General features: G+C 40.3%; 12 protein-coding genes. 2 read left to right on the top strand and 10 right to left on the bottom strand.

The window, feature by feature from the left end; genetic code table 11:
• The 6 genes from B4N43_RS10445 to rhaT form a co-directional block, all read right to left on the bottom strand.
• Window positions 1-2214, bottom strand: coding sequence for a fasciclin domain-containing protein (locus B4N43_RS10445; RefSeq protein WP_286734548.1), 2214 nt, complete (start codon window positions 2212-2214; stop codon window positions 1-3).
• Between the two features lie 240 nt (window positions 2215-2454).
• Window positions 2455-3765: a rhamnogalacturonan acetylesterase gene (locus B4N43_RS10440; RefSeq protein WP_286734546.1), complete on the bottom strand. Its 1311-nt coding sequence runs from the start codon at window positions 3763-3765 to the stop codon at window positions 2455-2457.
• 422 nt (window positions 3766-4187) lie between these two features.
• Entirely contained in the window at window positions 4188-5555 is a 1368-nt protein-coding gene (locus B4N43_RS10435; RefSeq protein WP_286734545.1) for an FGGY-family carbohydrate kinase, read from the bottom strand.
• Between the two features lie 12 nt (window positions 5556-5567).
• Entirely contained in the window at window positions 5568-6842 is a 1275-nt protein-coding gene (locus tag B4N43_RS10430; RefSeq protein ID WP_286734544.1) for a TIM barrel protein, read from the bottom strand.
• Window positions 6843-6926: 84 nt separating this feature from the next.
• On the bottom strand, window positions 6927-9035 hold the full coding sequence (locus tag B4N43_RS10425; RefSeq protein ID WP_286734543.1) for a bifunctional aldolase/short-chain dehydrogenase: 2109 nt from the start codon (window positions 9033-9035) through the stop codon (window positions 6927-6929).
• Between the two features lie 22 nt (window positions 9036-9057).
• A complete protein-coding gene (gene rhaT / locus B4N43_RS10420) occupies window positions 9058-10134 on the bottom strand; it encodes an L-rhamnose/proton symporter RhaT (RefSeq protein WP_088163091.1) in 1077 nt (358 codons plus the stop codon).
• Window positions 10135-10312: 178 nt separating this feature from the next.
• On the opposite strand from rhaT, the gene B4N43_RS10415 reads away from it, so the two are divergent.
• The gene (locus tag B4N43_RS10415; RefSeq protein WP_157698585.1) at window positions 10313-10933 is read left to right on the top strand and encodes a 3'-5' exonuclease; all 621 of its coding nucleotides are present in this window, start codon (window positions 10313-10315) and stop codon (window positions 10931-10933) included.
• Window positions 10934-10943: 10 nt separating this feature from the next.
• Window positions 10944-12857 carry a DUF294 nucleotidyltransferase-like domain-containing protein gene (locus tag B4N43_RS10410; RefSeq protein WP_088163093.1) on the top strand — a complete coding sequence of 638 codons (1914 nt, stop codon included), beginning with the start codon at window positions 10944-10946 and terminating at the stop codon, window positions 12855-12857.
• Here B4N43_RS10410 and B4N43_RS10405 read toward each other — a convergent pair.
• The 4 genes from B4N43_RS10405 to B4N43_RS10390 form a co-directional block, all read right to left on the bottom strand.
• Window positions 12812-14785, bottom strand: a complete 1974-nt coding sequence (locus tag B4N43_RS10405) for a family 43 glycosylhydrolase (protein ID WP_422663605.1) — start codon at window positions 14783-14785, stop codon at window positions 12812-12814. The two genes, B4N43_RS10410 and B4N43_RS10405, sit on opposite strands and share 46 nt — an antisense overlap.
• A 159-nt stretch (window positions 14786-14944) precedes the next feature.
• Window positions 14945-16906 (bottom strand): alpha-L-arabinofuranosidase C-terminal domain-containing protein, encoded by a 1962-nt coding sequence (locus tag B4N43_RS10400; RefSeq protein WP_286734542.1) that lies wholly within the window; start codon window positions 16904-16906, stop codon window positions 14945-14947.
• A gap of 106 nt (window positions 16907-17012) precedes the next feature.
• The gene (locus tag B4N43_RS10395) at window positions 17013-18557 is read right to left on the bottom strand and encodes an alpha-N-arabinofuranosidase (protein WP_286734541.1); all 1545 of its coding nucleotides are present in this window, start codon (window positions 18555-18557) and stop codon (window positions 17013-17015) included.
• Window positions 18558-18567: 10 nt separating this feature from the next.
• Window positions 18568-19716 carry an aldose epimerase family protein gene (locus B4N43_RS10390; RefSeq protein ID WP_286734540.1) on the bottom strand — a complete coding sequence of 383 codons (1149 nt, stop codon included), beginning with the start codon at window positions 19714-19716 and terminating at the stop codon, window positions 18568-18570.
• Window positions 19717-19747: the final 31 nt, after the last annotated feature.

Here is a 19747-nt window from a genome sequence, read left to right as displayed (position 1 = left end):
TTACAGGCCATGCTTTAAATATCCTTTGAGAGAATGTATCAATACGCGCTGTCCAAGTTGATTACTCTGCACGACATCAGCTTCAACGGTTCGGTTAAGATTATCCATCACCTGCAACTTATTAACCAGGTTGACAGCAACCTGTATTGATTGGGCATCCCCGTCTACATTTTTACAAAGCGACTGAAAGAACCCCGTCTTCTTTCCATCGATTGCAAATGAATTGCGCGCAATATGGTATTGGATAAATCGTGTTACCTTATCAATATCCGCTTGCGCCGTAGGAGCTGTAGCGGTTGGCAAATCACCGTTTGCAACTGCATTAGCGATTGCCTCATTATTAGGAATCAACAAAGTATAATTCAATCCAAGTTCTATTCCTTTGACAACTCCATCTGTAGCCGAATAAAGTGTGCTTGCAATGAGATATTTATAAAATGAATTGAATGGAGAGGAGGTCTGATCCGCTCCAATATTTTTAAGATAAAATCCAATATTGGTATTCGATGAAGTCAATCCTCCGTTAAGGTAGACCGCAACTCCATTTAATGGCCCCGAAAGGTTATTTCCAATGCTGATTGAATCAATACGGATTTGCTGTGTTTCCGTTGGTCCATCCAAAGTTCCGCTAGAAGACATTTTCATCTGGTTAAACTTTACATACTCACCTGCATAGCTTTCCAATATTCCCTTTCCCGTTAAATCAGGCAAGGGATCGTTTCCTAATGGAATAATATGAGCCATCAGCACCTCTCGCATTTCCGGGGTGCCATTTCCGCCATTAAAACGGATCGGGTCTGAGGTATTATAGGCATCATAGTCAAAGCCCATTTCATATAACTTCTGATCCGATACAAGGATCAACATATAACGAATGGTTGGAATCTTTAAGGTCAAATTCATGCTCATGCGTTCCAATGCGCGACGCATGAAGCTATATTTAGGATCCAATAAAACATTGCCATAGACGGAGTGGAAGACATTGGCCTGTTGACACGCGTCTATACCATAAAATGCACCATTGCTCAATAATTTTGTCTCTTTGATATTGGCCTTTGTCACCTTAGGTAGTTCACCGACAAAGTTTTGCGCTTGGGAGAACTGGGATGGCCACACCTGTGTATTATACAGATGAGAATTTACAAATTCTGTTAAGACAGCAGGATTTGTATAAAAAAGATCTTTTAACGTGGTGCCTTGGGGATAATACTTCAACAATACACGTTTAGCGTAATTACTTACAGCCTCATTGGTAGGTACCGTGACCGAAAAATTATTGGTTTGGGCATCGTTGGGATCTTCCTTTGCATAATTTTCATTGTTGAGCGCCAAACCAATCCCTGCATATCCTTTAACAAATACAGAATCCTTTTCCCCGGTAAGCACCTCATTCTTCCGTGTTATCTCCGCATTATATGTATAAGAGGCAAAAAAATCCAGAATTGATTTGAATGTGGAGTAACTCGTATTATCGCGGAGGTATTGATCGATACTCTTCTCCGCAATCAAAACTTTATTCACAACATGGATATAGCCATTCTCTGCGGAGATATTGCTTCTTGCAGGATCAATTTCAGCTGATCCAACGTTCAACCCCGTATAGCTGCTGTTAGGATAAAATGACTGATAATCTATAGCACCCAAACCACGCTGGTTCATGTAAGCATCAAAAAAATAGCTAATGTGTTTATTATTGTTATCCGTAGCTGCATAAGCTACATTAGGGCCGCGATTTGTTGAGACAAACCGTCTAATCTTGCCATTCCCTAAATCCTCTTTTTCAACAAAGTCATAGTATACAGATCGACGCCGAGAAGCAAAACCTTGCTGCCAACCTTTTGCTGAAAAATAATCGTTCAGCTTTTCAAGTCGCTCACCGTCATAAATCATCGAAGAACGCACAATCTTCTCGGCCAGTTTCGCATCGATCTTTGCTACATCACTAATACCATTTTCCTTCATAAATTGATCAAAGGCCTGATCAGTGGGTGCAAATACCGTCCAAGAACCCGCAGTCCCGAGTGTATTTTTATAGCCAGACAATTCAATGCAGCTCAGGTACTTCTTAAAGTCGCCCATTGAATCGAGCTGCTGGTAAATTGGGCTTGCAAGCCAATCGGGTCTACCATAGTAGGCGTCAAAGGCTTCCTTCCTACATGACACTACCGTAATCAATAGTGCAATCCAAAATAGGTTAAATTTGGATGATAACATAGTAAATGTATTAGGTCAATAATTTGGTTAATAATAAATTACGGCAAGTGCTCGTTGAGATACTTCAAATAATACGTTTTATGAAGCGAAAGTTTGTCCTTTTGCGGTTCATAATTGGTGTGACAAATATATGTCTAAAAGACATTTGCACCAACCTGCACTATCCTGTCTAAATGAGCAAATAGAACATAAAAAAGGTCGGACAAATACTGCCCGACCGTAACATTATATCAATACAAATTAATTGCCATCTGGTTTGATAACACTATTGATCAAACTTGGCGGCCAATACCAAGTTTTAAAATCATCTGGTTGCTGCGGATCAAAGTCCTGAAAATCGACGATATGGTCTGCTATCTTCAAGTTGTTTTCTTTAATTCCTGTGAGCACCATTTTAGCGATCTCATAGGCACCATAGGGATTGAAATGGGTATTATCGGCCAAATCATTTTTTTGATTTGGAAAAGTATGCGCTGGATAGTGAACAAATGCTTGTTTAGACTGCTCTACTCCTAATGCCTCGTAAAACAAACTCGTTTTCTGATTAAGATCTATCAAAGGCACCTGAAGTTCTGCTGCGACCTTCCGAGCCGCATCGGGAAAATCACCTAATGTCTGCAACAGTTTTCCTTGTCCATCAAATGCTCGTCGTGCTGTGGAGGTTAAGATAACTGGCAGGCCACCTTTTGCCCGAAATTCACGTACAAAATAACGTAAACGATCACTATAGCCCTTATAAGCACCTGCATTTTCTCCTTTTTCCTTTTGATCATTGTGCCCAAATTCAATAAATAAATAATCTCCAGGCTTGGCAACAGAGAGAATTTTTTCCAATCTTTTTGAGGACAAAAACGAACTTAGTGCTAGTCCAGATTCCGCATGATTAGCAATGGCCACACCTGCATCAAAAAATCGAGGAATCATTTGTCCCCAAGACGCCCAGGGCTCATCCTCTTGATTAACTACCGTCGAGTTCCCCGCTAAAAATACAGTCGGGACATTGCTTACCGACTCGATTCGAATGGTCGAAATACAATTTGTTTGCTGGAACTCCAAAGTCAACTTATTATCCCAGTCGAGTTTTTGCAGCTCCCTTGGCTTCTTCAATGCTACAGTTTCGCCAGAAGCAATCTTTGGATCTTTGATATGTACAATAAAGGTCCTATCGAAAGATTTATTAGGTAATACCTCTTGGTTTTCAATCTGCAGCCTCCGGGATTCAGACCGTACAGTACTGCGGTAAGGCTTATCGTTCAAACCCTGATAGGTAATCGTAATTTTATAATTGCCTTCAGGAACCCTTACCGAAAAATAAAATGGCTTTTCGCTGAAAAGGCTTTTATTCTTTGAAACCATCCTGACATCTTGTTCTGTTGAAAATTCAAAACCATACCCTTGCTTATCCTTATAGGCTTGTGCTTCCCTTAAAGAAATTACAGTCTGGTTTTTCTTAGTACCACCAAAGCGAAATTCTCTGACAATCTGTTCGGCAAATAAAACATGGCAACAGACCTGTATAAAAAATGTGATCGTTAAGATTAATCTCTTCATCTCTAAGTTTTATTAATTTAGGAGACTCAAATATAATTTTTCCAATTGGTCAGACCACCCTGCGCTTACCTGTGCCTCCCTTTCGCCAACAGTTCAGGACAGCTAATCGCCCAATTTTCCGCACCTTTAATCATCATATAATAATTGGTATAATTATTCTTAATTTTAGGTTTTTAATAAAAGGTTTCCTCACGCCCGTTTGGAAACTTTTTATTTTTTAACACAGGTCGTAACCATATAAATACACTCCTACCAATATATTAGAAAATGACTCCACAGATACCAACAGCAATGAAAGCGAACAGAAGGTTCTTTCTAACCAATAACATCAGACACTTTCAAAAAAAATAGGCCAGGCAAAAATCGCCTGACCTCTCACGATAACTAATAAAAAAACTAAATTCTTATCCCTATTATTGAAATTAATGTATTTTTCTGCCTGCCCTAAAATAACGGAGTTCAATAATGTCATTTGGAATAGGCTGCTTATTCCAATGATCGTGAATAACCAGAGCTGCTCCAAGTGCCGTAGCTTGTGCCATTGATGCACCAAAAACTTCACTATTTGGAAAAGCTTGCGCTAATAACGTCATATAAATTACATTACGGCTAAATCCACCATCTACAAATATCCGTTGTACACCATTCTTTTGAAGAATCAAAGATGTCGCTTTTATCTGAGCCTTTACGAGATGCATCATCAAAACATGATACGCCTCAATATGATTATTGAAATGTGTCAAATCTATCGAAGCAAATGCATCCAATTGGTCCGATACCTCCATCACTTGATATTTTTCAATAATTTCCCAATCGAGTCCAATCTGTTTGAATTTTCCAGTTGACACTTGAAAAAATTGAGCAATACGTTTGACTTGCTCTTCATGCTCATAACCGGCAAATAACCGCGATGCTTTTACAGACCGACCTGTATAGGTCATATACATCAAGCAATCTTGATTCAATTCATCTTTTGTCAAAGATTCTGTATTAAATGGATTGAATGAAATGCACCAAGTCCCCGTTGAAATCAATACAAAAGGTTCATGAAAATTGAGCAGGTAAGGAATCAAAGCCGAAGAACTATCGTGCAGTCCACTTCCAACCAGATATCCACTTCCTGGAAACGTTGCCCTGAAGAGCTGATCTCCTTGAACGATAGGAGCCATTTTTTGCAGAATGCCTGTATCAAAAACCCACTGATGGTAATTATTTTTCTTAAAATCCCACAATGCTGTATGGCAACCTATACTTGTCATATCGGCATAGGGTTGTCCTGAAATTAAATAACTCAAATATTGTGGAAGATGTAACGCCCATTTGACTTCCTTAAACAGCGCTGGCTTTAATTTAAACAAACGATAGATCTGTAGCCCAGAATTAAGACTTCCCAAACTCGGAGACGAAGTTTCCAATGCGAATCTATCTTTTCCACCATATTGTACATAGAAAGACTCCAGCAGTTTTTTGGGATATTCCTTTAAATAGTTATATAATGGTGTTAAAGGCCGCCCATCTTTATCAATGTAGACAAAACTCGCACCATATGAAGTAAAATTAATCGCCTTAATCTCAAACTCACCTTTCCGAAAGACTTCATGTAAGGAGTCAAAAACAGACAAACGTAAACTTTCTAGATTTTCACAGCTATCACCATCTTCATCGGTAGTTTCTAAAAAACGAGCCGACCTCTCAAAAACAATCTGGTAATGCTCATTAAAGAGAAATAATTTCTTATTCGTCTTCCCGACGTCGAATATTGCAACTACTGGTATTGGTTTCCCCTTCATTCTTTTCCCTTGTTACAAACCGGTAGCTACAGAATTTATTCCGCGTTCTTCGATAAGTTTACTTCGTAAATTTTCTTCGTTGAATAATCGAACTGGATTTAGTGCAGCACCACTTCTTAACCTTGCTTCTGCAACAAGAGGTCTGACATCAGTTCGAAACGCATCTTGCAAGATTTCCTGTGCTTTCACGATATCATTTGTCTGCTGTGCCTGTTTCAATGCTTTTCGATCAACTAACAAAGCCTGAGCATAGGCGATCTTAATCGCTTCAACTGATTGTAACAAATCGACCAAGGGATCTTTCAGGTTATGAGAAGCGTCAATCATCCAACCCAAACCTGTCGCATGGTCTATCCCATTCAAATCCATTCCATCGACCAATTCGTTGAATATCAAAAATAACTGATATGGCTTAATGCTGCCCGCTGTTAGATCGTCGTCAGCGTACTTACTATCGTTAAAATGAAAACCACCAAGCTTGCCCTCCATAAGCAATAGAGAAACAATTTGTTCAATGTTAGCATTGGGTAAATGGTGTCCCAAATCAACCAAAGTATAAGCTTTAGGGCCTAATTTATTGGCCAATAGTAAGGATTGCCCCCAATCTCCAATAGTTGTAGAATAGAAATATGGTTCAAAAGCTTTGTATTCTACAAACAATTTCCAATCGTCTGGTAGGTGCTTATAAATTTCACTTAAGCTAGACAATGTATTTTGAAATGCCTCTCTAAAACTCAACTGTCCTGGAAAAGATGAACCATCAGCGAGCCAAACTGTAAGAGATTTAGATCCCAAAGCTTTTCCATAATTGATAACTTCAATATTGTGGGCAATAGCCTGTTCACGTACTTTAGGATTGACATGGTGAAGCGAACCAAATTTATAGCTGTATTCTTGTCCAGTCTGATCTTGAAATGTATTGGAATTCACTGCGTCAAATGCAATACCGAGTTTAGACGCCAATGATTTGATTTTTTCTGCATCCGAAGGAATATCCCAAGGTATATGTAAGGAAATAGCACCGCTTGATTTGTTGAGCGCGTGTAATAAGCCTACATCCGCTAACTTTTGTTCCAAAGTTCCGGGCTCACCCGCTCCGGAAAACCGTCCAAATCGAGTACCACCTGTTCCCAATGCCCAGCTTGGGATGGCAATTTGAAATTTCTGGAGTTTGTCCAAGATTTCCTCTGTGTCTGAAATATCTGCCGACACATAGTCAAATGCTCTTTTATGTTTCTCCGCTAATTGGTTATTGTGCTGATCTATAATTTGTTTATCAAGAATCATAATATTATTGGTTATCGTCTAAAAATTCTTTAGGTGCCGTCTTAATTTTTCCCTTTCTGAACACGACACCTAAAGATATAAAAATTAGCGTACAAACGCCATTGCAACGCCTCCGTCAACGTTTAACACATTCCCAGTAGACTTGCTCAGCAATCCACCCACAAAAGCAAAACATGCATTCGCAATATCTTGTGGAAGGATAATCTCATTTAACAAGGTTCTCTTTGCATAGTATGCAGGAAGTTCCGCAACAGTAATGCCATAGGCTTTAGCACGACCTTCTGCCCAACCCCCAGCCCAGATATTGCTATCTGAAATAACCGCATCGGGATTGACAACGTTTACACGCACTCCCACAGGACCCAATTCTGCTGCACATAAACGGCTCAAATGCAACTGGGCACCTTTTGCGCTTCCATACCCCGTATTGTTTGGTCCGCTAACCAAAGCATTTTTACTGACAATATTGATGATATCGCCACCGATTGCCTGCCCTTTTAATATTGACGTCACTCCTTGCGTAACCAAGAACTGGCCCTTTACCAATACATCGTACAATAAATCCCAATCTTTCTCCGTGTGGTCTTCGATTGTTTTTGAAATCGATAATCCAGCATTATTAACGACGATATCAATACCACCGAATGCTAAAGCCGCATCTTTCAAAGCACCTTTGATAGAATCTGCATTGGTTACATCAAGAATTGTAGCGATGACCGAGTCTGTTCCAAATTCGCCTACAAATTCGGCCTTACTCGATTCCAACCGTTCTGTGTTAATATCATTTAAGACAATCACAGCGCCTTCTTGAGCCATCTTTTTAGCGATTGCTTTTCCAATACCACCACCACTGCCAGTAACCAAAGCAATTTTTCCAGAAAGTGCCTTGGGTTTTGGCATGCGCTGCAGCTTTGCTTCTTCTAGCAACCAATACTCAATATCAAATGCCTCTTGACGAGGTAATGCGGTATATTCGCTTACAGCCTCAGCGCCTTTCATTACATTGATCGCATTGGTATAGAATTCTGCTGCCACACGTGCCGTTTGTTTGTCTTTCGCAAATGCGAACATACCTACACCTGGATACAGTACAATTACCGGGTTTTTATCTCGGACCGCTGGACTGTTTTCATGTTTGCAGTTTTCATAATATTGCGCATACATGTCACGGTAATCTTCAAATAATGGCGTCAATTTCGCTTTGAGCTCCTCAACGTTGTCTAAATCTTCGGATTTATCCAAATTCAATACCAATGGTTGGATTTTAGTCCTTAAGAAGTGGTCCGGACAACTGGTACCTAGCGGAGCCAAACGACCTAAATCATTGGAATTGATAAATTCCAATACGCGTTCATCGTCTGTGAAATGCCCTATCATATGGCGCTCACTGGAACAGAAACCTCTTAAAACCGGCGCCAGTTTAGCCGCTTGTGCAGTTCTTTCTTCCTTGCCCAAGCTAATCACTTTTTGTCCACCAAAGACAGGTGCTTTTTTACCATAATTCTGCTCAAGATATTCTGCACAGGCTTCAATGACATCCAACGAATTAACATAACATTCGTATGCTGTATCGCCCCAGGTAAACAAACCATGAGAGCCTAACATAATACCTCGGATTCCTGGATTCTCCTCCAAACAAGCTCTTAACTGCAGGCCTAAATCAAATCCCGGTCGTTGCCAGTCTACCCAGCCGATGGTCCCATTAAAAAGCTCTTGCGTGATTGTCTTTCCATCTTTGGCCGCGGCAATGGCAATTGCCGCATCGGGATGTAAGTGGTCTATATGTTTGAATGGCAGGAATCCATGCAATGGTGTATCAATAGATGGAGCTTTAGATGCTAGATCATAGATACAGTGGTTAAATAATTCAACCATTTCATCTTCGTGATCTAATCCACGATAGACATTTTCCAAATTACGTAGACGTTGGAGATACAAAGCCGCCAAACCGGATTTTTTCAAAGTTCCGATATCACCTCCTGAGCCTTTGATCCACATCACCTCCACTTCTTCACCTGTCAAAGGATCTTTTTCAGAAACTTTGCACGAGGTATTTCCCCCGCCATAATTTGTGATCCTTAAATCTGCACCTAAAATATTCGAACGATATAACAGTAAAGCTACTTCATCACCGCTTAGTGCCTGAGCTTTCTCATCGTCCCATAAGTAATTGACATGTTTGTACGTTTTCACTTCTTCTATATTTATTTAAATATTAATTTTCTAATGTCTTTGCAAACCCTACAATGCAAATAGAGATGATAATGGTTACAATTCCTCCGATTATAGAACGATAAGTCGCACGATCCACACCTTTCCATTCCTTGAGTGCAACACCCCAAGCATTTGAAATGAGAATGATAAATGCCATATGCAAGATCCAGGAGCTGGCTCCATTTCCTAAACGGCTTTCGCCCATACCATAAAAGAAAAACTGCAGATACCAAGTCATTCCCGCTATCGCACATAAAAGGAAATTTTTGCCTTTTGGCACATCGGACTTTGTATAATCCCCAAAAGTTCTATTCTTAAACAATAAGTAAAGGCACCAAAGAAAGTTCGTCACAAAGCCACCCCAAAGGATTACAATATAGGTGACGTTATTTTGATAGAGAAATTCTCCTTGATTTGGATGAGTAGCCTTCCATAAGTTGTTAGCCACATCAGCCATCGGCTTTCCAGCCTCTATTCCAAAATTGAAACAAGCACTTAATATCCCCGATATAATAGCCACAACGATACCCAATCCAAAATTGTAATCAGACTTGCTTTCAGATGATAATGCAGATAAATGCTTCTCCTTTGACACTCCAGCCTTCCCACATAAAAACACACCAAGCACACACACCAAAAGTCCTATGAGAATACAAATACCGGAATGTGTTGTAAAAAAATAGTCTATACCATGTTTGCCTGCAGTCTTATTGAAAAAATAATAAATACTTGGCATCAAGGATCCAAACACCATGCTAAGTCCCAAAATGATACTACTTCCCAAAGATACCCCGAGGTAACGTACACCAAGTCCATAGGTCAGTCCCCCAATCCCCCAGAGTAATCCAAATAAAAAAGTGTAGCCTACAATGGAACTATTCGTATCTTGGATAATTTCTACAAAATTTGGGATCGTCAACATTGCCGCTATCGGCGGAACGATCACCCATGAAAAAAGTCCCCCTAATATCCACATGGATTCCCAGGACCAGCCTTTCACTTTCTTATACGGCACATAAAAACTACCAGACGCGAAACCGCCTATAAAATGGAATATAACTCCGAAAACAGCATTCATTGTGTATCTTTTTAGGTATTACAAAAACTAAATTAAATGATTTGATGGGAGGAACTGTTATGCACTGTTATGCCACATAACCAAGACAGTTGCCCTATACAAGATAATTTATTTAAGCGGCATCTACATGCTTACAGCAAATTTTGATTACTTTTAGTTACTTATTATAAATACTTCCTTGAAAAAATATTTGTTATTCATAGATACCGAAACATCCGGGCTGCCGAAAAAATGGAATAAAAAGTACACCGACAGCGACAACTGGCCGCATATATTGCAATTGGCTTGGATTATTTTTGACGAAGAACGCAATGAAGTTAAACGTACAAATAAATATATTTATGAACCGCTAATACCAATCAGTCCCGCTTCAGAGCAAATACACGGATTGACTCCCCCTTTTTTAATGAAGCACGGCGAAAAGAAAAAAGAGGTGTTGCGTAAACTGAGTCATGACATCAAAAAATATAAACCGCAAATCGTTGGGCATTTTCTTTCATTTGATTTGCAGGTATTATCTGCTGAATTCTATCGTTCCAATCTTCCGCTCCCATTTTGCGACTTAAAATACTTTTGCACCTTGCTGCATAGCAAAAGGTATGTTAGAAACCCACATATGGTCCATCTTCCGCTTTCATTATTACATGAATCGCTTTTCCTGGCTCTTCCCGAAAATATACACGATGCGGAGAAAGATGCTGAGATCACAGCGAAATGTTATTTTGAAATGATCCAACGAAAGGATCTCTCCGATCAAGAAATTCTAAACCAACAAACTGAGTTCGATAATCTTTTTTAATGCCGTATTCATGGAAAAAAACGAATCCCTCCTATCCTTACTGAAATCGACCCAACCATTTCAGGTATTGCCCGAAACCCTTCAGCTAAGTATTGTCGATATACTCTATGAACATCGTTTCTCCAAAGACACCTTGGTCTATCGACAGAATATTACCGATATGGATGGAGTAGACTTAATCTTCGAAGGAGAATACGAAACATTTTTCTTAGATGCTTCAGATAATAAACGATTAGTCGAAATCCATCATATGCCTTATTGCTTTGGCGGTATTTCAGTCTTATTGAATCGAACAAAAGCGTTAAAATCTGTCATCGCTAAAAAAGGTACAATCATCTATCGATTACCGCGGAAAAATTTTATTGAGCTTTGTAATGCCAATGAAGAGTTCTTTCATTTTTTCACCAATTCTTTTGGAAAAAGGATGTTAGATGAGGAGTTTTCACACTTTGTAAAATCCCCAGCTTCTTTTGAGGAAAGCTACTTTGCTGCGGATCAATTGTACTCGCGAAAGATAGAACATATCACTTACAAAGATATTGTTGCCTGTACCGCTGAAACCCCCATTTTTGAGGTTGCAAAGATGATGGCCAAACAAAAGGTAAGTTGTGTGTTTATCAAAGACAAAAATGGTATCATCGGCTATGCTACTGATATGACCTTGCGGGATAATGTCGTGGCGCAACAAATCGCTGTCGACCGCGCGATTATCGAAGTGATGGACAACCCAATTGTTAGTATCTCTGATCAAGCTTACCTGTATGAGGCTGTACTAAAAATGTTCCGAACGAAATCAAGATACCTGCTCGTTGAAAAAGAAGGAAATTACGTTGGATTCCTAAGCCGTAACAGATTATTGAGTGAGCAAGGGCAATCGCCACTCGTATTTATTCAATCGGTCAAACTAGCAGAAACTTTTGACGAATTGCGTGAAAAGTGGAACAACGTTCCAGAAATTATCCATCAACTGCTCGGCAGAGGAGTAAATGCCGAAATTGCCAATCAGGTGATTACAACTGTAGCGGACAGTATTGCACTGAAAGTAATCGAAAAAGTAATCGAAGAGATGGGCGAACCGCCGGCAAAGTTTGTCTTCATGGTGACTGGTAGTGAAGGAAGAAAAGAACAAACGCTGATGACAGATCAGGATAATGCGATTATTTATGAAGATAAAGCCAATGAACAACGCGAGCTCGTCCGAGCGTATTTTTTGAATTTTGCAAGTCGTGTATCTGATCATTTAAATACAATAGGTTTCAGTTATTGTACAGGAGGATATATGGCCAGCAATCCTGAATGGACACATTCACTATCACATTGGAAAAACAATTATAAAAAATGGATCGAGGAAAGTATTCCCGAAAATGCAATTAAGTTCTCTACATTCTTTGACTGCCGACGATTATATGGCGACCAAGATATTATAGATCAGCTTAAAGAGTTCCTCAATGTCGAATTACAAAAACCTAATGAGCGTTTTTTTACATTTATCGCAAAAAATGCTCTACAGTATGAACCTCCCTTGACATTTTTTAAGGCGATCAAAACGCAAACCATCGGATCCTCTGAAGTCTTCAACATCAAAAAAGCTATGACACCTATTGTCGATTTGGTTCGTGTATATGCCCTGAAAAACCGAATTTATGAAGAAAATACTGGTGGAAGACTCAAGCAGTTACTCGAATTGGGGATTTTCACACAGGAACAATATGAAGAATTACATCAATCTTACTACTATCTGATGTCGATTCGCCTGAAAAATCAAGCAAATCAGATTCGGATAGCCAAACTTAGCCCAAACAATTATGTACCGATGGACAGCTTGACAAATATTGAAAAGGCAACCATTAAGGAAATATTTAAAACGATCAATAACTTTCAGCTGGGGATTAAAGTAAAATTCACCAGTAACCTCTTTGGGTAATGGCCCATTTTAATGACTCGGTACGACTGGAAGAATTTTCCCATCTGTACCAAACAGCAATTTGTCCATACAAACTTCCCGGTTATACCCAGCAGCTTCGCCCATCGTAATTCCCTTGGGATAGTTAAATCGATGATAAACAATGTACCATTCGTCTTTTCCTGACAGCTGCAATACCGAATTGTGCCCCGTGCCATAAATTCCAAGAGCAACATCTTTCTGCAAAATAAGATTATCTTCGGGGATTTGAATGGGTCCCAAGGAGAAGTCGAAGTTCCATAACGAACCCGATAATTTTCGCTACGTGTATCATTTTCCGACCATAGGAAATAATAAATCCCTTTCCGGAAAAAGACATAAGTTCCTTCACGGAATGTTCTATCGGGGGTCAATAATTTGATCGTATTTTCCTTGATTGTCACCATGTCCTTATTAAGTTCGGCTACAGCAAGATGACCATTTCCCCAATAAAGATAACTCTTATTGGTTTTGGGATCAGTGAAAACAGCCGGATCGATCTCTTGACCTCCCTTTACGCCATTTGGTTTGAAGTCTATCAGAGGTTTACCGGAATCCTTAAAAGGCCCGATTGGCGAGTCTGCTACTGCAACACCGATTTTCTGAGCTGCTGTAAAATAATAATAATATTTATACACACCCTTGACTTTCTTCTCTGTGATCGTCGGCGCCCAGGCATGGTGGTTGCCCCATAGGACATCTTTTTTTAAATCTAATATTACTCCCTCATCTTTCCATGCTATCAAATCAGTAGAAGAAAAGGTTTTGAAGTAATATCCCCCCCAACCGTCAAAGCCATCACTCGTTGGATAGATATAATATTTCTTTGTCTTATTAGAGTACAATACATCTGGATCCGCATAAAATCCCTCCAATATAGGATTTTTCACATTGTTCAATGTGATATCAGCTGGTTTTCCCCAATGTTGAATCAATTTATTCAACTCATTTCTTGAAAGCGGTAAAATAGTGCCATGTCTAGGATGAAAATCCATATCAATCTGTTGATCTATTGCTTTAAAATGATCTAGATCCTGAGATTCACAAAACTGGTACTTCCCCTTTTTATAAACGTCATACATCAAGATATAAGTATCGGATTGATTGCGTTTAAAAATCCCAGATCCTTCCACATCGTCTGCTGTTGCCTGTTTATAACCAGGTTGTTCAACCCATTTCCCCGAAGTCAATGAATCTGTGATCGCCTGTTTTATCCCTTTCCCATTCCCCTCAGTTTTATAAAACAAATGGAATACGCCGTTTTTAACAATAATATCCCCATCTATACAGGATTGACCATTTTTAGGCAAAAACAACACCTTAGGTTCGCCCTCCAGATCCGTAAAATCACGATTAGCATAAGCATAATAAATCACGTCAGGCTGATCTCCATATTTCATGGACCAGTAAACCATATATTTACCGACACTTGGATCAAATATAGTCTGGGGTGCCCAAACCCTTTTTAAGTCTTTCTGCCCTTGATAACGTTGTTGGATGTTAATCACATGATGCTCCCAGTGGATCAAATCTGTAGATTTTAACAAAACCATGGCTCGGTTAGAATCCCATCCTTTGGATGCCGTCATATCCGTTAGCACCATATAAAATGATTTGCCGTCCTCGGCCCGTAAAATATGTGGATCCCTTACGCCACCTGTACTGCTGATGCGTTTAGAATCCAATATGGGCTGATTATTGTTCAGTGCCCTGAATGTATAACCGTCAGTACTAATCGCAAAACATACGGCCTCATCCGCAATTGCATTACCTTTAAAATAGGTAAATAGATAACCCGCGAAATCTTTTTCCGATGGTCCAGCTTTATATTCCTGTGCCGATACGGAACACAAGGCAGCCATCATCAAACCAACAACTCCCATGAGGGATATCAACTTTCTTTTATTCATAAAACGGTTATTTCATTTGTAAATAGCACATTACTATACCGCGGTTGTTACCCCACCCAAATGCGACCGTCACGCTCCCATTCTGTTTTTTTTACCTGTGCAAACACGTTATGTGCAAATAGGATCAGGATAGTAAAAAGGAGTGTGCGGATGTTCATCTTATTTCACGGCCAATTTTATCAAGGTCAAGGAATAAGGTTCAAATGTTTCAACAATTGTCTTTCCCTTATAAGTTACTGTATTTTGTTTTGGACGGATGTTCAATGGTTCCTCGATACTGTTACTCAGGTTTAGATTGGCGTTGGCCAACGTGATTTTCTCTGCTGTCGCAGCAGGCTTTTTCTTCGAATCTACATCAAGGTTCACTTTCATCGGTTTACTGTTGTAATTGACGACTTTCACGATAAGCTGTTGCGCAGCTGCATCAAATACTGCAGAAGCATATAGGCTATCTTTGCCAGCAACGAATTCACCATCCCGTTTGATCGGAACAATGCTTGTCCCTTTATTGGTAGCATATAATTTTTGCACGTGGTAGCTCGGTGTTCCATATACCTGCAAGTTATCCACCCAAATTAAATCCGGTGACCACTGCCATCCATCGACATGGCCGAATAATGGCGCATAAGATGCCATCTCCACCACATCGCCATTTCGTTCGAGGCCTGTCATGAAAGCGGCTTCCGAGAGGGCCGCCTCCCAGGTACTTTTCCCTGGACCATTTGGTCGGGTCGTATGCGAAGCGTATTCCCCAGCGAAAATTTTCACCCCATTTCTAGCGTAATTATCATAGCGATTGGCGCTCGAAAGAAACCAGGATGGTGGACGGTAATAATGTTCATCAATGATATTGATATTCATCGCCCGCAGTTGATCATTTAAGAAGTCAAAACGATCTCCTTCGGGATCAGTGCCCGAACTGGCAATAATTTTGATCTCTGGATGCTTTTCGTTTAATGCTTTCTTGAAGACGGCCAACCGTTCGATATATTGCGGGCCCCAATTTTCATTGCCAACCCCCATCATTTTAAGGTGAAAAGGCTCAGGGTGCCCCATATCCGCCCGTAATTTCCCCCATTTTGTATCTGTTGTACCATTAGCAAATTCAATCAGATCCAAAGCGTCTTGCACATAGGTATCAAGTTCGTCCAATGGGACAAGTTCTCCGGTATTAAATTGGCAGGCCATACCGCAATTGAGAATGGGAACTGGGGAGGCTCCAATATCTTCTGCCAGTAAAAAGTATTCATAAAATCCTAAACCAAAGGTCTGAAAATAATCAGGTGTAAGCCGATGGCTGAATTCGGTATTCCACCGGTTGATAATCAATTCCCTTTCCGTTATTGGTCCAACAGTTTTTTTCCATTGAAAGCGATTAGCCAAATCTTTCCCTTCAACAATACAGCCTCCAGGAAAACGGATAAAGCCGGGTTTCATATCGGCAAGCATCTGAACCATATCTTTACGTAAACCCTTCGGTCTTCCTTTCCAGGTGTCTACTGGAAATAACGAAAGCATATCCACGTCTAACGTACCCGCCCCTGTAAACCAAACATTTAATTTGGCTTTATCTGTCGTTTGGTTGACAGGAAATTTGACTGCAGCTTCAGACCATGATCCGACGGGTTCAAGAGGAAGCTCAGCTGCGCCAATAACTTTATTCTGTTGATCGAGCAGCTCAACATGGATTTTCATCCCCTTAGCTGCACTTTGGTATTGTACAGAGAACTCATATGCTGCCCCCGCTTTCACCCCCATTCCTCTAAAGCCTTCATTTTGTAGTCCTAATTTCAGATTAGCCGCATTGTTTATCCTTAAATAACGTTTGTTCCCTTTACGTTTGCTATCGTTTAGCAGCAGGTAGGTTCCCTCAGGACCATTTTCGAGCTTTTTCCAGCCCATCCAAGGCTGATCAAACTCAAATGATCTATTCTTTACTAATTCAGCGTAAATTCCCCCATCGGCACCAAGATTGATATCTTCAAAAAAGACACCCCACATATGTGGCGATATTTTGCCTGTAGGTTTATCCAACGCTATATTTAATGTTATCGGTGACTGTGCCATTGCTGAAGAGCTCAAGCTCGCTAACAGTAACAGTATTGACACTACTCTTTTCATCCCTATATGTATTTGTTCATCAATAATTTATTATTTCAGGTTTTTACACCAACTCTAACAGCATAAATAGGGTAGCACGACATGACAACCCTATCAAAATTGGCTGTTATATTAATTCCAATACAATAACTGAAAATGCCGGAATGTCCACTTCAATGGTACCATTCACTGCCTTTGCCTTATTGTACACAACAGGTTTAATTGTTGTGGGTTTCTTGAAGGAATTATAATCGCGTAGATTCTCCGCGGTAAGGATTCGGCCTGAAATTTTTGCAGCTTTCACTGAACCGAGATCCACACGTACCTTATTATTCTTTTTCGGATCAATATTTACCAAGGAGATATGAGTACGGCCCTGCTTGTCTTGTGACGCTGAAACCGAAACGGCCGGAATTTTTTCCTGGTTAAATTCAAAATCCGTTGATTGAAGGGAAATAGGAATTAACTTAGCATCCTGATGTACCTTATACATTTCCATCACATGATAAGTCGGCGTCAAAATCATATTCTTTCCTTCTGTAAGAATAACCGCCTGCAATACATTCACAGCCTGCGCTAGATTGGCCATCTTCACCCGACGAGCATGATTGTTAAAGATATTGAGCGTCATTCCTGCAATCATGGCATCACGCATGGTATTTTGTTGGTAGAGAAAACCAGGGTTCGTACCAGGTTCTACAGCATACCAGCCACCCCATTCGTCTACAATCAGATCCACAAGTCCTTTCGGATCGTATTTGTCCATAATGGCGATATTCTTCTCCACCAGCTCATTCATAAACCAAGCTGATTTCATGGTTCTAAAATATTCCTCTTCCGAATATTGAGTTGCTGAGCCTTTGTTATCCCAGTTGATCACTGCATAGTGATGAAGTCCCATACCTTTCATCAAACCACTCGGAATTTTCTTCATGAGTGTCTCCGTCCAATTATAATCTGCACTATTAGCTCCTGATGCTATCCGATACAAACCACTTCCATTTGTCCAATCCGACATAAAAGTGGCGTATTTGCGATAAATATCGGTATAGTAATCCGCGGTCATATTTCCACCACATCCCCAGGCTTCATTTCCTACGCCCCAGAATTTTACCTTCCAAGGTTCCTGCCGACCATTTTTTCGTCGCCAATCCGACATGGGGCTTTCTCCTTTAAAATTCACATATTGGACCCAGTCGGCAAGCTCCTGTACCTCGCCGCTACCCACATTACCCGCCAGATAAGGTTCCGCACCAAGCAATTCACACATATTGAGAAAATCGTGTGTGCCAAAAGAATTATCCTCTGTCACGCCACCCCACCAGTTGTTTACGATAGCAGGCCGTTGCGCTTTGGGCCCAACTCCGTCCTTCCAATGATAGGTATCGGCAAAACATCCACCCGGCCAACGTAAATTCGGAATGTTCAAATTCTTAAGGGCTTCGATAACATCTTTCCGGACGCCATCAGCATGCGGAATTGAGTCATTTTTCTCACCGACATAAAATCCATCATAAATACAGCGTCCCAAGTGCTCGGCGAAATGTCCATAGATATGTCGACTTATAATCTGCTCCTGCTGCGGCGTTTCTAATTTTACACTACTCTGTCCATACAGTAATCCAGTGGCCAGCGTACAAACAACGCCTAATTTTAATCTTAGCTTCATCATATAGATTTTATTATTTCACACTGAACTGGTAGGTTGTTTTTGAACTATATTTTTCTCCAGGTTTTAACACCGTTGATGCAAAATTGGGGTGATTTGGTGCATCTGGAAAATGTTGTGTCTCCAAACAGAAAGCAGAACGGAATGGATACACTTTTCCCTCTTTCCCTTTAGGGTCAGAATCTTTCATAAAATTACCACTGTAAAACTGTAAACCAGGTTCGGTTGTGTAGATGTCCATTTCAATACCCGTTTTCGCGGCATACACCTGTGCGACCTTCTGGAAACCATCCTTCTTGTTTAGTTCAAAATTATGGTCATAGCCTTTTCCGATCTTCAGCTGTGCATTTTCATCTTCAATACGAGCACCAATACGTGTAGGTTTTGTAAAATCGAATGCTGTGCCCGCTACAGGCAAACTCTTTCCAGTTGGAATCAAGGTATTGTCAACTTCGGTAATTGCCTTTGCATCAATCTGAAGTTCATGATCCAGAATAGAAGAATCTCCTGCCCCATTGAGGTTAAAATAAGCATGGTTGGTCAGATTTAAGACCGTCTCTTTATCTGTTGTCGCCTGATAGGCGATGGCCAAAGTGCCGTTGTCCTCCAGGGTATAGGTAACTTCCATCTTGACCGTTCCCGGGTAACCCGCTTCTTTATCAGGTGAGGTATAGGCTAATGTGATTGATGTCGAAGTGCTACTGACTACATCCCACACTTTATTGTAAACGCCATTGGTACCGCCATGAAGTGAATTCTCGCCATCATTCTTTTCTAAAGAATAAACCTCTCCATTCAGTTTAAATGATGCTTTGCCAATCCGATTCCCGTAACGCCCTACAATTGCGCCGTAAAAATTATTATAGTTATCCTTGTATTCTTTGGCCGAATCATAGCCCAAAATCACATCAGTCAATTTACCGTCTTTATCTGGCACTTTTAAACTTACCAGGCGTGCGCCATAATTTGTCAATGTAATAGCGAGTTTGTCATTCTTGAGCTGGAATAGTTTAACTTCTTTACCATCAATCTGGCTATCAAAAGCTTGGTTGGAGGTAGAGTCAGCCAAGGTCGCTGCTTGCTTACTTTGAGTTGATGAAGACTGGCAGCCATAAGCCAATGAAGCACAAGTCAACAAACCAATAATAATTTTCTTATTCATCTGCAATTAAGTTTTACCCCATCGATCTGAT

This window comes from Sphingobacterium sp. UBA1897, assembly GCF_002337775.1.
Taxonomy (GTDB): Bacteria; Bacteroidota; Bacteroidia; order Sphingobacteriales; family Sphingobacteriaceae; genus Sphingobacterium; species Sphingobacterium siyangense.
This window is presented reverse-complemented; position numbering and strand designations above follow the sequence as displayed.

Excerpts from the sequence above, each read along its gene's own strand:
- B4N43_RS10445 (WP_286734548.1), bottom strand. The coding sequence starts at position 2,214 with ATGTTATCATCCAAATTTAACCTATTTTGGATTGCACTATTGATTACG.
- B4N43_RS10440 (WP_286734546.1), bottom strand. The coding sequence starts at position 3,765 with ATGAAGAGATTAATCTTAACGATCACATTTTTTATACAGGTCTGTTGC.
- B4N43_RS10435 (WP_286734545.1), bottom strand. The coding sequence starts at position 5,555 with ATGAAGGGGAAACCAATACCAGTAGTTGCAATATTCGACGTCGGGAAG.
- B4N43_RS10430 (WP_286734544.1), bottom strand. The coding sequence starts at position 6,842 with ATGATTCTTGATAAACAAATTATAGATCAGCACAATAACCAATTAGCG.
- rhaT (WP_088163091.1), bottom strand. The coding sequence starts at position 10,134 with ATGAATGCTGTTTTCGGAGTTATATTCCATTTTATAGGCGGTTTCGCG.
- B4N43_RS10410 (WP_088163093.1), top strand. The coding sequence starts at position 10,944 with ATGGAAAAAAACGAATCCCTCCTATCCTTACTGAAATCGACCCAACCA.
- B4N43_RS10405 (WP_422663605.1), bottom strand. The coding sequence starts at position 14,785 with ATGAATAAAAGAAAGTTGATATCCCTCATGGGAGTTGTTGGTTTGATG.
- B4N43_RS10400 (WP_286734542.1), bottom strand. The coding sequence starts at position 16,906 with ATGAAAAGAGTAGTGTCAATACTGTTACTGTTAGCGAGCTTGAGCTCT.
- B4N43_RS10395 (WP_286734541.1), bottom strand. The coding sequence starts at position 18,557 with ATGATGAAGCTAAGATTAAAATTAGGCGTTGTTTGTACGCTGGCCACT.
- B4N43_RS10390 (WP_286734540.1), bottom strand. The coding sequence starts at position 19,716 with ATGAATAAGAAAATTATTATTGGTTTGTTGACTTGTGCTTCATTGGCT.